This is a genomic window from Streptomyces sp. ADI96-02 (assembly GCF_003846185.1).
In the GTDB taxonomy this organism is placed as follows: Bacteria; Actinomycetota; Actinomycetes; order Streptomycetales; family Streptomycetaceae; genus Streptomyces.
This window is the reverse complement of the sequence record NZ_ML123034.1, coordinates 5,456,059-5,470,498: the sequence shown is the minus strand read 5'-3', so window position 1 is coordinate 5,470,498 and position 14,440 is coordinate 5,456,059. Positions and strand designations below refer to the sequence as shown.

Genomic DNA, 14,440 nt, shown 5'->3' with positions numbered 1-14,440 from the left:
GCCCCATCGAGCTTATCCGTTCACGGCTTGCACAAGTGTTCTTCACAGTAAGGTCGTCGGAACATCACCGGATCACGTTCACCGTGGGGGGAGAGATACGGATGGTGCAGCACAGGGTGGGTTACGCGCCCGGGGTGTACGACCTGTTCCACGTTGGACACCTGAACATCCTGCGGCACGCCCGCAGTCAGTGCGACTACCTGGTCGCGGGGGTCGTCTCGGACGAGATGGCCGCGCTCGCCAAGGGCCACACACCCGTGATCCCGCTGCGCGAACGACTGGAGATCGTCCGCAGCGTGCGGTTCGTGGACGCCGCTTTCGTGGAGACCGTGCCGGACAAGGTCGAGACCTGGCAGCAGGTCCGGTTCGACGTGATCTTCAAGGGGGACGACTGGCGCGGCACGGACAAGGGGAAGAAGCTGGAGCACGACTTCGCCGAGGTCGGCGTGGAGGTCGTCTACTTCCCGTACACCGTGCACACGTCCAGCACCCAGCTGCGCCGGGCGCTGGACGTCCTCGTCAGCCGGCCCGGAGCGCTCTCAGCTCCCTGAACCACTTGGCGAGGAAAGCGGCCAGGAAGAGCGTGTGCACCACCGCGAGCACGGCGTACCCGGCCCGGAAGGCTCCGGGTGCGCCGAGCAGAGCGAACACCAGGCAGAAGACGCCGTAGTCGGCGGGCAGCAGGGCCAGCGCCCGCACCCGGGAGACGGGAGCGGCGACCGCGCCCGCCGGTCCCGGGCCGCTCACGGCGGTCTTGCCCAGTTGCTCGCGCAGCAGCCCGGCGCAGAAGGTGAGCACCGCGGCGAACTGGAAGGCGAGCGGCAGCAGCAGCCAGCCCTGCGACGGTAGTTCGGCGAAGCGGTAGAAGGAGATCAGCACGGCGGTGTGGACCAGGATCATCTTCCCGCAGTCCACGACGTGGTCCAGCCACTCGCCGTCGGGCCCGCCCCGCCCGGTGAGCCGGGCGAGCTGGCCGTCGGCGGAGTCGAAGGCGAAACCGATGGCCAGGCCCGCCCACACGGCGGCCCCGAGCGGCCAGGACGGCTCGACGAGGGCGACCGCGGCGAGCGACCCGTAGGTGAACAACGCGCTGATGGACGTGACCTGATTGGGCGTCAGTCCCATGCGGTACGCCCAGGCGGCGAGCACCCGGCCCGCCGGGCGGTTCACGTACCGCGAGTAGAGCGAGACGCCCTTGGCGCTCTTCTGTGCGCCGCGCAGTTCGCGCAGCACTGTGCCCGTGCTTCCCATACGCCCCCCAGCGTCCGGCATTGCCCGCATCATGGCATGCGCGCGGCCCGGCCGGGGGGTGATCGGCGCGACTGCCCGTCCCGGCGGCGCGGGCCCGGCCGTCGGAGCGTTCAACGTGCCCCGGATCAGGGCCGTCTCTCTTCGGTGAGCTGCTCGTCGAGTTCGTCGAGGAGCAGTTCGCCGTGCTCGATCTGGCCGGTGCGGTAGGCGGAGCGGGCCACCAGATGCGAGGCGACGGGCCCGGTGAGCATCTGGAAGAACGCGATCAGGGCGAGTGTGGCGAGGTCCATGCCGCTGCGCAGCCGCAGGGCGACGCCGGCCAGGACCAGGACCATGCCGAGGGTCTGGGGCTTGGTCGCCGCGTGGCTGCGGGAGAGGACGTCGGGCAGCCGCAGCATGCCGATCACCCCGAGCAGGCAGATCGCCGCGCCGATGAGGAGCAGGACGGCCCCGGCCGTGTCGGCGATCTGGAGCCGGACGTTCACCGCGGTCCCTCCGCGCCGCCGCCGGGATGCCCGGGGCGGGGCGCGGGCCGGGGGCGGTCGCGCACGGCGATGAAGCGGGCGATGCCCACCGAGCCGGTGAAGCCGAGGAAGGCCAGCACCAGCATGATCGGGAAGTAGAACGCGTCGCGGGCGAAAGCCGACTTGGCGGCCAGCCCGGCGATGATCAGCGCGGCCAGGACGTCGAGCGAGATGGCCCGGTCCAGCATCGAGGGGCCGCGCCAGATCCGGGCCAGCAGCAGTGTTCCGGCCAGCAGGAGCAGGACCACGGCGGTGGTGAGCAGGATGCGGTCGACCTGTTGGGGTGCGCTCACGGTGCGGGCCTCCCGGCGGCGGGCTGGGTCGGTGGGGGCGGTTCGGCGACGCGGGCGATCTCGTCGCGCGTGCCGAAGGCCCGTACGGTCAGTTCCTCCAGCCGCCACACCGAGCGGCGGGCGGCCTCCAGTTCCTCGGGCCGGTCGGCGTCCAGGACGTGCAGGAAGAGGGTGGCGGTGGCCCGGCGCACCTCGATGATGGAGCCGCCGGGCACGTTGGAGACGGCGACGGCGGTGGCGGCGAGCATGAGGTCGCTGCGGCACCGCAGCGGTACGCCGATGACGGCGGCGTGGTGCGGAAGGCCGGAGAAGATCTGCCGGGTGACCTTCACGGCCGAGGTGTACATGTCGTAGAGCAGGTATCCGGCCAGGCACAGGATGCCCCAGGGGTGCAGCCGCAGCCCGAGGTCGACCCGGGGCAGCGGGAAGGCGAGGCAGACGGCGATCGCCACGAGGACGCCGGTCACGGCGTTGGCCCAGGTGAGGGTGGACCACAGCATCACCCAGATGACGGTGAGCCAGGCGATCAGCGGCAGGTCCAGCACCCGGCCGCGCCGTCCGAACTCACAGCTGAAGGGCGGCAGTCCGGAATCGCGGAACGAGAACCTCACGAAGCGGCTCACCGGTCCAGCACCTCCTCGACGTAGGGCGTGCGTCTCATGAGTTCGGCGGCCGTGCGGTCGGTGTAGGCGGTGAGGGGTGCGGCGAAGACCGTGAAGGCGAGGGCGAGCACGATGGTGGCGGCGGTGGCGGCGGTCATCAGGCGGGGCAGCCGGCTGGTGGTGGTGACGGCCCTCCCCCGGCGGGTCGCCGCGGCGACGGCTCCGGACGGGCGGGGCGGCTCGACGCCCTCGTCGCCGGTGCCGGGGACGTCGTCGGGGCCCGCGTCGACGTCCTCGTCGCTGTCGTCGCCGGACTCCAGGACGGTTCCGGCGGCGGCCAGTCCGGGCGGCGCGGCCCGCCAGAACGCCAGGTTCCACACCTTGGCCATCACGTACAGGGTGAGCAGGCTGGTGGCGGCCGATCCGGCGACCAGCAGCCAGGCCCAGACCGCGCCGTCGGCGACACCCGCGCGCATCAGGCCGAGCTTGCCGATGAATCCGGAGAGCGGCGGGATGCCGGCGAGGTTCATGGCCGGGACGAAGAACAGGAGCGCGAGCATCGGCGCGGCCCGCGCCAGGCCGCCGAGGCGGGTGAGTTCGGTGGTGCCGCCGCGCCGTTCGATCAGTCCGGCCACCAGGAACAGCGTCGTCTGGACGGTGATGTGGTGGGCGACGTACACGATGGCCCCGCTGTACGCCTCGCGCGTGGCGAGGCCGATCCCGAAGACCATGTAGCCGATGTGGCTGATCAGGGTGAAGGACAGGAGCCGCTTGAGGTCGGTCTGGGCGACCGCGCCGAGGATGCCGATGACCATCGAGGCGAGGGCGACGAACATCAGGAGGTCGCCGAGGCGGTTGCCGGGGAAGAGCAGGGTCTCGGTGCGCAGCATGCAGTAGACGCCGACCTTGGTGAGCAGGCCGGCGAAGACGGCGGTGACCGGGGCCGGGGCGGTCGGGTACGAGTCCGGCAGCCAGGCGGCGAGCGGGAAGACGGCCGCCTTGATGGCGAAGACGGTGAGGAGCATCGCCTGGATGAGGGTCTGCACGCCGAGGGGCAGCTCCCCGAGGCGTTCGGCGAGCTGGCCGAAGTTCGCGGTGCCGGTGGCGGCGTAGGTCATGGCGATGGCGGTGAGGAACAGCATCGAGGAGAACAGCGAGATGATCACGTAGGTGGAGCCCGCCCGCATCCGGGGGCCGGTGCCGCCGAGGGTGAGCAGGACGAAGCTGGCCACCAGCATGATCTCGAAGCCGACGTACAGGTTGACGAGGTCGCCCGCCAGGAAGGTGCAGGAGACCCCGGCCACCAGGATCAGGTAGGCGGGGTGGAAGACCGCGACGGGGGTTTCCTTGTCCTGCTCCGTCATGCCCTGGCCCAGGGAGTAGACGAGCACGCAGAGCGTGACGGCCGAGGAGATCGTGAGCATCAGCGCGGAGAGCCGGTCGGCGACCAGCGTGATGCCGAGCGGCGGTGCGAAGTCGCCGAGGTGGACGGAGAGCGGGCCCCCGCTGTCGGCGGCGACCATCAGGATGACCGAGAGCGCGAGTACGGCGCTGAGCACGGCCACGCTGATGAAGCGCTGGACGCTTTTGAGGCGGGTGCCGAAGGTGAGGCTCAGTCCGGTGGCGCAGAGCGGCAGCAGCACGGGCAGCGGAACGATGGCGTTCATCCGGCGGCTCCTCGGTCGCGGGGGTAGCGGTCGTCGTGGTCGCCGCCGCCGTCAGTCGCGTAGTCCGCCGGGTCCGCGCCCAGCACGTCGTGCCAGAGGTTGCCGGAGGCGTCGCGGCCCCGCGCCTGGCGGGCCCGGTCGGCGCGCAGCCGTTCGCGGAGTCTGCGCCGCTCCTCGCGGTAGCGCTCGCGCTCCTCGGCCGTGGGTTCGGCTCCGGAGCGGTAGTCCTCGCGCAGTTGGTCGCGCTCGCCCAGTACTTCGGCGCGGAGCACGACGCGCCGGTCCTCCAGGTCGTCGTGCACCTCGTCGGTGCCGGTGATCTGGTGGCTGCGGTAGGCCATGGCCAGCAGGAACGCGGTGGTGGCCAGGGTGATCACGATGGCGGTGAGCGCGATGGCCTGCGGCAGCGGGTCGGTGACCCGGTGCAGCGCCACCCCGTACAGCAGGGGCGGGGCCCCGGCGGAGCCGGTCGCGGAGAGGACCAGCAGGTTGATGCCGTTGCCGGTGATGACGGCCCCCAGCAGGATGCGGGTCAGCGGGCGGGTCAGCATGAGGATGCCGCCGACGGCGCAGAGCACCACGGCGGCGGCGAGGAGCGAGGCGCTGACGGTCATCGGGGGCTTCCTTCCGGCCCGGGGCCGCCCGCGGGGGCCAGGGCGCCCGCCGCCCGTTCGATCTGCCGGTCGACCTTGGCGCCGAGGGCCCGCACGATGTCCAGGACGACGCCGAGGACCAGCAGGTAGACGCCGAAGTCGAACAGGACGGACGTACCGGCGTGGAAGCGGCCGAAGACCGGCAGGCGTCCGTAGTAGGTGAAGGCGTGCAGCACGGTGCCGTCGACCAGCCCGGCGAGGCCCACGCCGGTGGAGATCAACAGCCCGAGGCCGGTGAAGAGCCCGGGTTGCAGGGGTGCGGCCTCGGCCAGTTCGAAACGGCCGCCCGCCAGGTAGCGGGTGATCAGGGCGACCCCGGCGACGAGACCGGCGACGAAGCCTCCGCCGGGCAGGCTCTCCGCGCAGAACAGCAGGAAGACCGAGAGCACCAGGATCGGGTGGAACAGCAGCCGGGCCACGACTTCGAAGACGATCGAGCGGTGCTCCGGCGCGAGCGTGGCGCCGGCCGCCAGCCAGCCGCGTTCGGGGGCCGCGTCGTCGCCCCGCGGCAGGCGCGCCGAGTGCCGCGCGGAGAGCGACCAGGCGGTACGCCCCAGCAACTCCCCCGGCACCATGGCGCCCTCGCTGCGGCGGTGCAGGTAGATGAGGCTGGTGACGCCGATCGCGGCGGCGGCGAGGACCGCGGACTCCCCCATCGTGTCCCAGGCCCGCAGGTCGACGATGATGGTGGCGACGACGTCCTTGAGCCCGTGCTCGGCGACCTCCTCGACCATGGCCGCTCCGGCGGGTTCGGCGGTGCGGGCGGCGGCGGCCACCCACACCCCGACGCCGACCGTGGCGGCGGCGGCCAGGGCCGTCGGGACCCGGGCGGCCCGGCGCCAGGTGCTCACGGTCTCCTGGAAGTGGACCGGCATCCGGCGCAGTACGAGCACGAAGACGATCATCGCCACGGTCTCGACGCAGAACTGGGTGAGCGCCAGGTCGGGCGCGCCCTGGACGACGAAGAGCAGGGCCGCGCCGTAGCCGGTCAGGCCCGCGAGGACGACGGCCTTCATCCGGCGTCGCACGGTCAGGCAGAGCAGGGCCGCGACGCAGGTCAGGACGGCGATGGCGCCCTGGAGCGGGTTGTCCCAGAGCCGGGGGCCCACCGCGCCGGTCCAGGGCCGGTCGGTGACGAGCACCGCGAGCTGTCCGGCGAGCATGACCAGCAGGGTGGTGGCCAGGTAGACGGAGAGCGAGCCGCGCTGGATGAAGCCGGTGACCTGGAGGGCGAGACGTTCCTGCCCGAGCAGCAGATGGCCGAAGACGCTGTCGGCGGTGGGCCAGGCGATCCGGCGGGAGAGGCGGGTGACGGTGGTGCGCCCGGCGAAGAGCACGGCGCCGGCCGCCCAGGCGAGGGCCGACAGGAGCAGGGCGGTGCCGAATCCGTGCCAGAGGGCGAGGTGGTAGGGGGCCTCGGTGGCCGGGAAGGTGTCGGCGTAGGCGGCCAGCAGCCGGTCGGTCCAGCCGACTCCGGGACCGAGGACGAGGCCGAGGACGGCCAGCAGGGCGGGCGGGGCGAGGAAGGCGGGGCCGACGCGGTGGACCGGGGTGTCGGCGACGCCGGGCTTGCGGGCGAACGCGCCCCAGACGAACCGCACGGTGTACGCGGTGGTCAGCGCGGAGCCGGCGACGACGGCGGCCAGCGTCCACCGGTCGGCGGCGGTGCCGTGCAGCAGCGCCTCGAACGCGGCCTCCTTCGCGGCGAACCCGAGCAGCGGGGGCAGCGCCGCCATGGACGCGGCGGCGAGCACGGCGACGGCGGCGACGGCCGGCAGGGAGCGGCCGACGCCGGAGAGCCGGCGCAGGTCGCGGGTGCCGGCGGCGTGGTCGACGATGCCGGTGACGAGGAACAGCGGGGCCTTGAAGAGGGCGTGGGCGAGGATCATGGCGGCGGCGGCGAGGGCGGCGTCGCGGTAGCCGGCCCCGGCGAGGACGGTGAGGAAGCCGAGCTGGCTGACGGTGCCGTAGGCCAGGACGAGCTTGAGGTCGTTGAGGCGCAGCGCCCGCCAGCCGCCGAGCAGCATGGTGGCGGCTCCGAGCACCAGGACGACGGGCCGCCAGAGCGGGACGTCGGCGAAGGCGGGGGCCAGCCGGGCGACGAGGTAGATCCCGGCCTTGACCATCGCGGCGGCGTGCAGATAGGCGCTGACGGGCGTGGGCGCGGCCATGGCGTTGGGCAGCCACATGGAGAGCGGCCAGACGGCGGACTTCGAGAGCGCGCCGCACAGCACGAGCGCGATGGCGACGGACACCGCGAGGGTCGTCGCGGGCGGGTCGGCGACGATGGCGGAGATGCGGTAGGTACCGGCGGCCTGACCGAGGATCAGGAAGCCGACGAGCATGGCGAGCCCGCCGAACGCGGTGACGGTGAGGGCCTGGAGCGCGGAGCGGCGGCTGTGCCGCTGTTCGCTGCCGTGGCCGATCAGCAGGTAGGAGAAGACGGTGGTCAGCTCCCAGAACACGTAGAGCGTGATCAGGTCGTCGGCGAGGACCAGGGCGAGCATCGCGCCGGCGAAGGCGAGCAGGTTCCCGGCGAACCGGGCCAGTTGCGGGGTGTCGCCCCGGAAGTACGAGGCGCAGTAGAGCAGGACGAGGGCCCCGACCCCGGCGGCGAGCAGCACCATCAGCTCGGACAGGGCGTCCAGGCGCAGGGCGAGGACCACGTCGTAGTCGGGGATCCACTGCCAGGACCAGGTGACCTCGCCGCCGGACGCGGCGGTGTTCCAGCGGGTGAAGGCCCAGACCGTGGCGGCGGCCGGGGGGAGCGCGAGCACGACGAAGGCCCGGCTGCCGAGCCGGTGCACCAGCGGGCCCGCGCAGGCCGCCAGTGCGAAGTGGCAGACGATGAGCGCGATCACAGCGGAGCGTCCGGAGAAAAGGGCACTAAGTACAGATATATCCCCGTGGCTGCTTCACCCGACCGGCGCGCCGCGCACCACCCGGCCCGGTGCGGTGCGGTCGCGGGGCGCGCCGGGCGGGTTCACGGCAGGACGGCCACCCCGTCGACCTCGACCATGGCCTGCTCGTCCCAGAGCCGGGCCACGCCGATGACCGCCATCGCCGGATACTCGCGTCCGGCGAGCCTGCGCCAGATCGCGCCGAGTTCGGCGGCGTGCGCGCGGTATTCGGCCACGTCGGTGGTGTACACGGTGACCCGGACGAGGTCGGCGGCGGCGCCGTTGGCCGCGCGCAGGGCGGTGAGCAGATTGGTGAGCGCGGTGGCGAACTGCTCCGGCAGGGTCGTGCCGGTGATCTCGCCCTCCGGGTCGAGCGCGGTCTGCCCGGCCAGGAAGACCAGGTGCCCGCCGGTGGCGACGACGGCGTGCGAGAAGCCGGTGGGCGGGGACAGCTCGGCCGGGTTGATCCGGTGGGACGGGCTCATGCCTGATGCTCCTGGATGGCGGTGGCGTACAGGTCCTTGGCGATGACGGTGCGCTGCACCTCGCTGGCTCCCTCGTAGATCCGGGGCGCGCGGACCTCGCGGTAGAGGTGTTCGAGCAGGTGTCCGCGGCGCAGGGCGCGGGCGCCGTGGAGTTGGACGGCGGTGTCGACGACGTACTGGGCGGTCTCGGTGGCGTACAGCTTGGCCATGGCGGCGCGGCGCGGCACGCCCGCCTCTCCGGCGTCGTGGGCGGCAGCCGCCGCGTAGACCAGGAGGCGGGCGGCCTCGGTGCGGGTGGCCATCTCGGCGACCTGGTGCGCGACGGACTGGAGGTCGCGCAGCGGGCCGCCGAACGCGGTGCGCCGGGCGGTGTGTTCCAGGGTCGCGTCGAGGGCGGCGCGGGCCATGCCGATCGCGAACGCGCCGACGCTCGGGCGGAAGAGGTTGAGGGTGTCCATCGCGACCCGGAAGCCCTGGTCGGGTGTGCCGAGGACGTCGTCGGCGGTGACCGGTACGCCGTCGAACTCCAGGGTGCCGATGGGGTGCGGGGAGAGCATGTCGAGCGCCGTTCCGGTGAGTCCGGGGCGGTCGCCGGGCACCAGGAACGCGGTGATGCCGCGGGCGCCCGCGCCCTGGGTGGTGCGGGCGAAGACGGTGGCGAAGTCGGCCTCGGGGGCGTTGGAGATCCAGCACTTCTCGCCGGTCAGCCGCCAGCCGCCGGCGGTGGGCTCGGCGGCCAGGGTCAGGGCGGCGGCGTCGGAGCCCGCGCCCGGCTCGCTCAGCGCGAAGGCGGCGACCGCCCGGCCGGCGCGGACCTCGGGCAGCCAGCGCTCGCGGTGGGCCGGGGTGCCCGCCCGGAGGAGCGGGCTGGTGCCGAGCCCCTGGAGGGCCAGCGCGGTCTCGGCCTCGGTGCAGACCCGGGCCAGCGACTCCCGCAGCAGGCACAGGTCCAGCGCTCCGGAGCCGAGCATCCTGCCGAGCAGGCCCAGCTCGCCGAGGGCGGCCAGCAGCGGGCGGTTGACGTGTCCGGGCTCTCCCTTCTCCGCCAGCGGGCGCAGGCGCCGCTCGGCGAGGACACGCAGCTCCTCGCACCAGGCGGTTTGTTCCGGTTCGAGGGAGAATGCCGTCATGGCGGCGCCTCTCTTGTCGCGTCTCGGCGGATGTGATGGCTTATCGCGGACCGTTGACTACCGTCACTCAAACGATACGCTCCGGAAGCGACAAGGGGGCGATCCTTCATGGAGCCGAATTCCTCGCCGAACACGCCCGCAGCCGCTGCCGGCCCGTCGCGGCGCGTCGGCAGCGCGCACACCGACACGTTCACGCGCGACCACCTCCCGCCGCCCGACCAGTGGCCCGTCCTGCTCCTGGACGATCCGCTGCCGTCCTACCCGGACCGGCTGAACTGCGGCCACGAGCTGCTGGACCGCACCGTCCGGGAGCGCGGCGCGGACCGTCCGGCGCTGCGCGGCGGCGACGGCTCCGTCTGGAGCTACGGCGACCTGCTGGAGCGGGTGGACCGGATCGCCCACGTCCTGACCGCCGACCTGTCCGTGGTCCCGGGCAACCGGGTGCTGCTGCGCGGGCCCACCACGCCCTATCTGGCCGCCTGCTGGCTGGCCGTGATGAAGGCGGGCGCGGTCGCCGTGACCGTCCTGCCGTCGGCGCGCCCGGCCGAACTGGCCACCATCTGCTCGCTGGCCCGGGTGAGCCACGCGCTGTGCGACGCCCGTTCGGCCGACGACCTGCTGCGGGCGGACGCCGACGGCCTGCGGGTCACCCTGTACGGCGGTGACGGCCCCGCGGACCTGACCCGGCTGGCGGCCGGCAGGCCCGGCCCCTACCGGGCGGTGGACACGGCGGCCGACGACGTCGCCCTGATCGCGTTCACCTCCGGCACCACCGGACTGCCCAAGGGCTGCATGCACGTGCACCGGGATCTGCTCGCCGTCGCCGACACGTTCTCGCGCCATGTGCTGCGGCCCGTCGCCGAGGACGTGTTCGCCGGAAGCCCGCCGCTGGGCTTCACGTTCGGCCTCGGCGGCCTGCTGGTCTTCCCGCTGCGGGCCGGCGCCTCGACCCTGCTGCTGGAACAGGCCGGGCCCCGGCAGCTCCTGCCCGCCCTCGCCCGCCACCGCGTCTCGGTCCTGTTCACCGCGCCGACCGCCTACCGCGCGCTGCTCGACCAGTTGGACGGCCACGACCTGTCCGCGCTGCGCCGCTGCGTGTCGGCCGGCGAGAACCTGCCCGCCGCGACCTGGCACGCCTGGTACGAGCGCACGGGCCTGCGCATCATCAACGGCATCGGGGCCACCGAGCTGCTGCACATCTTCATCTCCGCCGCCGACGACGCGGTGCGGCCCGGCGCCACCGGCGTACCCGTGCCCGGCTGGCAGGCCCGGATCGTCGACGAGCGGGGCGCGCGGGTGCCCGACGGCGAGCCGGGGCTGCTCGCCGTGCGCGGTCCGGTCGGCTGCCGCTACCTCGCCGACCCCCGGCAGGCCCAGTACGTACGCCACGGCTGGAATCTGACGGGCGACACCTTCGTCCGCGACCCGGACGGCTACTTCCGCTACGTGGCCCGCGCCGACGACATGATCGTCTCCTCCGGCTACAACATCGCCGGACCCGAGGTGGAGGAGGCGCTGCTGCGCCATCCGGAGGTGGCGGAGGCCGCCGTGGTGGGCCGGGCGGACGAACGGCGCGGCGAGATCGTGGTGGCGCACGTGGTGCTGCGGGAGGGCTCGCGGCAGACGGCGGATTCGCTGCGCGCCCATATGAAGGCGGTCCTCGCGCCGCACAAGTGCCCGCGCCTGTTCGTGTTCCGCCCGTCGCTGCCGCGTACCGCGACGGGCAAGCTCCAGCGGTTCCTGCTGCGGGACCAGCCCTTAGAGTGATCACGTGGCCGAGCTGCGCACCCCCCGTTCCCTGATCGTCACGCTCTACGGCGCCTACGGACGCCCGGCGGACGACGCTCCGTTCCCGGTCTCGGAGCTGATCCGGCTGCTGCACGCCGTGGGCGTCGACGCCCCGTCCGTACGCTCCTGCGTCTCGCGGCTCAAGCGGCGCGGGCTGCTCGTCGCCACCCGCGCGGCGGACGGGTCGGCGGCCTACGCCCTGTCGCCGGACGCCCGCCAGTTGCTGGACGACGGGGACCGGCGGATCTACCGGCGTCCGGCGCCCCGGCTCGCCGACGGCTGGGTGCTGGCGGTGTTCTCCGTCCCCGAGGAGGAGCGCAGCAAGCGGCACCTGCTGCGCTCCCGGCTGGCCCGGCTGGGCTTCGGCACGGCCGCGCCCGGCGTGTGGATCGCGCCCGCCGGGCTGTACGAGGAGACCCGGCACACCCTGGAACGGCTGGAACTGGCCGCCTACGTCGATCTGTTCCGCGGCGAGCACCTGGGCTTCGCCGCGACCCGGCGGTCGGTGGCCCGCTGGTGGGACCTGGAGCAGGTGGCCCGCCTCCACCGGGACTTCCTGGAACTGCACGAACCGGTGCTGCGGGACTGGGAGTCGCCGGGGCGCGCCGAGGGCGCGGACCGCCCGCAGGACGCCTACCGGGACTACCTGCTGGCGCTGGACTCCTGGCGGCATCTGCCGTACGCCGATCCGGGGCTGCCTCCGGAGCTGCTGCCGGGCGACTGGCCCGGCGGGCGGGCCGCGCAGGTGTTCAGGCAGCTCCACGAACGGCTGCGGGACGCCGGGGAGCGGTTCGTACGGCCCTGACCGGAACCGGGGCCGGCCCGCCCGCGCCCCCCGTGACGCCGTCGGGCGGCGGCCTCAGCCGAGGGTGAGCCGGGGCCTGGGCGCGTCGGTGCGGCCGGTGGGCGGCGGGCGGCTGCCCGCGCGGTACGGGAGGGGCCAGGGCGCGCCCGGCCCGGTGTAGCCCTGCTCGGCCGCCGCGTGCAGCGTCCACTGCGGGTCGTACAGGTGCGGGCGGGCCAGGGCGCACAGGTCGGCGCGGCCCGCGAGAAGCAGGGAGTTGACGTCGTCCCAGGAGGAGATCGCGCCGACCGCGATGACGGGGACGCCGACGGTGTTGCGGATGCGGTCGGCGTACGGCGTCTGGTACGAGCGGCCGAACGCGGGGCGCTCGTCGGGGACGACCTGGCCGGTGGAGACGTCGATGGCGTCGGCGCCGTGGGCCGCGAAGGCGCGGGCGATCCCGAGGGCGTCCTCGTCGCCGGTGCCGCCCTCGGCCCAGTCGGTGGCGGAGACGCGCACGGTCATGGGGCGGTCGTCGGGCCAGACCTCGCGGACGGCGTCGAAGACGTCGAGCGGGAAGCGGAGCCGGTTCTCCAGTGGGCCGCCGTAGGCGTCGGTGCGGTGGTTGGTGAGCGGGGAGAGGAAGCCGGAGAGCAGGTAGCCATGGGCGCAGTGGAGTTCCAGCAGGTCGAACCCGGCGCGGGCGGCGCGTTCGGCGGCGGCGGTGAACTGCGCCCGGACGGCGTCGAGTCCGGCCCGGTCCAGTGCCTGGGGCCGCTGGCTGACGCCGGGCTCGTACGGGAGGGGGGAGGCGGCGATCAGCGGCCAGTTGCCGCTCTCCAGCGGCTGGTCGATGCCCTCCCACATCAGCTTGGTCGATCCCTTGCGGCCGGAGTGGCCGAGCTGCACGCCGATCGCCGCGCCGGGGGCCGAGGTGTGGACGAAGTCGGTGATCCGGGCCCAGGCGGCGGCCTGTTCGTCGGTGTAGAGGCCGGTGCAGCCGGGGGTGATGCGGCCCTCGGGGCTGACGCAGACCATCTCGGTCATGGTGAGTCCGGCGCCGCCGAGCGCGCGGGCGCCGAGGTGGACGAGGTGGAAGTCGCCGGGGAGTCCGTCGGTCGCGGAGTACATGTCCATCGGCGAGACGACGACGCGGTTGCGCAGCTCCAGGCCGCGCAGCCGCAGCGGGGTGAACATGGGAGGGGTGTCCGCGTCGCAGCCGAACTCCTCCTCGACGGACGCGGTGAACGAGGCGTCGCGCAGCCGCAGGTTGTCGTGGGTGACCCGGCGGCTGCGGGTGAGCAGGTTGAACGCGAAGCGCCGGGGCGGCTGGTCGACGTATCCGGCCAGTTCCTCGAACCAGCGCAGGCTGGCGGCGGCGGCGCGCTGGGTGGAGGCGACGACCGGGCGGCGCTCGCTCTCGTACGCGGCCAGCGCGGCGGGCAGGTCCGGCTGCTCCTCGACGCAGGCGGCGAGCGCGAGCGCGTCCTCCACGGCGAGCTTGGTGCCGGAGCCGATCGAGAAGTGCGCGGTGTGCGCGGCGTCCCCGAGGAGCACCGTTCTCCCGTTCGACCAGCGGGCGTTGGCGACCGTGCGGAAGGCGAGCCAGGAGGACTTGTCGGCGCGCAGGGGGCGGCCGCCCAGCGCCTGTTCGAAGAGGGCGGCGCAGCGTGCGGTGGACGCGTCGGCGGTGGCCGTGTCGAGCCCGGCGGCGCGCCACACCTCCTCGCGCATCTCGACGATGACGGTGGAGGCGTCGGCGGCGTAGGGGTAGCCGTGCAGTTGCATCACGCCGTGCGGGGTCTCGGCGATCTCGAAGCGGAAGGCGTCCAGGGCGAAGTCGGCGGCGAGCCAGATGTAGCGGTTGCGGTGCTCGGTGACGGTCGGGCCGAAGACGTCGGCGTGCGTGGCGCGGGTGGTGCTGTGGACCCCGTCGGCGGCGATGACCAGGTCGTGGCGGGCGGCGAGCTCGGCGGCGGGCGGCGCGGTGGTGCGAAAGCGCAGGCGCACGCCGAGGGAGGTGCAGCGCGCGTGCAGGATCTCCAGGAGGCGGCGGCGGCCGAGCGCGGCGAAGCCGTGGCCGCCGGAGGTGTGGACGCGGCCCCGGTGGACGATGTCGATGGTGTCCCAGCGGACGAACTCCTCGCGGAGCGCGCGGTGGACGGCCGGGTCGGCGTGCTCGATGCCGCCTAGGGTCTCGTCGGAGAGGACGACGCCGAAGCCGAAGGTGTCCTTGGGGGCGTTGCGCTCGAAGACGGTGATCTCGCGGTCCGGACCGAGGCGTTTGAGCAGGGCCGCCGCGTAGAGTCCGCCGGGGCCGCCGCCGATGACCGCGATCCGCCGTACCGGTGCCGGCACGGCGG

Annotated in this window: 13 protein-coding genes; 3 read left to right on the top strand and 10 right to left on the bottom strand. The window is 73.6% G+C overall.

The window, feature by feature from the left end:
- Positions 1–101: 101 nt before the first annotated feature.
- On the top strand, positions 102–551 hold the full coding sequence (locus EES43_RS23895; RefSeq protein ID WP_124270624.1) for an adenylyltransferase/cytidyltransferase family protein: 450 nt from the start codon (positions 102–104) through the stop codon (positions 549–551).
- Here EES43_RS23895 and EES43_RS23890 read toward each other — a convergent pair.
- The 9 genes from EES43_RS23890 to EES43_RS23850 form a co-directional block, all read right to left on the bottom strand.
- Entirely contained in the window at positions 520–1,251 is a 732-nt protein-coding gene (locus EES43_RS23890) for a CDP-alcohol phosphatidyltransferase family protein (protein ID WP_124270623.1), read from the bottom strand. The genes EES43_RS23895 and EES43_RS23890 overlap by 32 nt on opposite strands.
- 125 nt (positions 1,252–1,376) lie before the next feature.
- A complete protein-coding gene (gene mnhG, locus EES43_RS23885) occupies positions 1,377–1,736 on the bottom strand; it encodes a monovalent cation/H(+) antiporter subunit G (RefSeq protein WP_124270622.1) in 360 nt (119 codons plus the stop codon).
- The gene (locus EES43_RS23880; protein ID WP_124270621.1) at positions 1,733–2,068 is read right to left on the bottom strand and encodes a monovalent cation/H+ antiporter complex subunit F; all 336 of its coding nucleotides are present in this window, start codon (positions 2,066–2,068) and stop codon (positions 1,733–1,735) included. Before EES43_RS23880 ends, mnhG begins: the two co-directional genes overlap by 4 nt.
- Positions 2,065–2,691, bottom strand: coding sequence for a Na+/H+ antiporter subunit E (locus EES43_RS23875; protein WP_124270620.1), 627 nt, complete (start codon positions 2,689–2,691; stop codon positions 2,065–2,067). Before EES43_RS23875 ends, EES43_RS23880 begins: the two co-directional genes overlap by 4 nt.
- Entirely contained in the window at positions 2,688–4,337 is a 1,650-nt protein-coding gene (locus EES43_RS23870; protein WP_124270619.1) for a Na+/H+ antiporter subunit D, read from the bottom strand. The genes EES43_RS23875 and EES43_RS23870 overlap by 4 nt, the downstream gene beginning before the upstream one ends.
- Positions 4,334–4,951: a Na(+)/H(+) antiporter subunit C gene (locus EES43_RS23865; RefSeq protein ID WP_124270618.1), complete on the bottom strand. Its 618-nt coding sequence runs from the start codon at positions 4,949–4,951 to the stop codon at positions 4,334–4,336. The genes EES43_RS23870 and EES43_RS23865 overlap by 4 nt, the downstream gene beginning before the upstream one ends.
- Complete coding sequence (locus EES43_RS23860; RefSeq protein WP_124270617.1) at positions 4,948–7,851, bottom strand: Na+/H+ antiporter subunit A; 2,904 nt, start codon at positions 7,849–7,851, stop codon at positions 4,948–4,950. The genes EES43_RS23865 and EES43_RS23860 overlap by 4 nt, the downstream gene beginning before the upstream one ends.
- Before the next feature lie 122 nt (positions 7,852–7,973).
- Positions 7,974–8,375: a RidA family protein gene (locus tag EES43_RS23855; RefSeq protein WP_124270616.1), complete on the bottom strand. Its 402-nt coding sequence runs from the start codon at positions 8,373–8,375 to the stop codon at positions 7,974–7,976.
- Positions 8,372–9,505, bottom strand: coding sequence for an acyl-CoA dehydrogenase family protein (locus EES43_RS23850; protein ID WP_124270615.1), 1,134 nt, complete (start codon positions 9,503–9,505; stop codon positions 8,372–8,374). The genes EES43_RS23855 and EES43_RS23850 overlap by 4 nt, the downstream gene beginning before the upstream one ends.
- A gap of 108 nt (positions 9,506–9,613) precedes the next feature.
- Here EES43_RS23850 and EES43_RS23845 point away from each other — a divergent pair, with 108 nt between their 5' ends.
- Positions 9,614–11,272, top strand: coding sequence for an AMP-binding protein (locus tag EES43_RS23845; protein ID WP_124270614.1), 1,659 nt, complete (start codon positions 9,614–9,616; stop codon positions 11,270–11,272).
- Between the two features lie 4 nt (positions 11,273–11,276).
- Positions 11,277–12,098: a PaaX family transcriptional regulator gene (locus tag EES43_RS23840; protein WP_124270613.1), complete on the top strand. Its 822-nt coding sequence runs from the start codon at positions 11,277–11,279 to the stop codon at positions 12,096–12,098.
- A 54-nt stretch (positions 12,099–12,152) separates the two neighbouring features.
- Here the strand turns inward: EES43_RS23840 and EES43_RS23835 are convergent, their stop codons facing one another.
- Positions 12,153–14,435, bottom strand: coding sequence for a bifunctional salicylyl-CoA 5-hydroxylase/oxidoreductase (locus tag EES43_RS23835; protein ID WP_241192515.1), 2,283 nt, complete (start codon positions 14,433–14,435; stop codon positions 12,153–12,155).
- Positions 14,436–14,440: the final 5 nt, after the last annotated feature.

Coding starts and splice junctions, on each gene's coding strand:
- EES43_RS23890 (WP_124270623.1), bottom strand. CDS start 1,251: ATGGGAAGCACGGGCACAGTGCTGCGCGAACTGCGCGGCGCACAGAAG.
- EES43_RS23870 (WP_124270619.1), bottom strand. CDS start 4,337: ATGAACGCCATCGTTCCGCTGCCCGTGCTGCTGCCGCTCTGCGCCACC.
- EES43_RS23895 (WP_124270624.1), top strand. CDS start 102: ATGGTGCAGCACAGGGTGGGTTACGCGCCCGGGGTGTACGACCTGTTC.
- EES43_RS23850 (WP_124270615.1), bottom strand. CDS start 9,505: ATGACGGCATTCTCCCTCGAACCGGAACAAACCGCCTGGTGCGAGGAG.
- EES43_RS23845 (WP_124270614.1), top strand. CDS start 9,614: ATGGAGCCGAATTCCTCGCCGAACACGCCCGCAGCCGCTGCCGGCCCG.
- EES43_RS23865 (WP_124270618.1), bottom strand. CDS start 4,951: ATGACCGTCAGCGCCTCGCTCCTCGCCGCCGCCGTGGTGCTCTGCGCC.
- EES43_RS23855 (WP_124270616.1), bottom strand. CDS start 8,375: ATGAGCCCGTCCCACCGGATCAACCCGGCCGAGCTGTCCCCGCCCACC.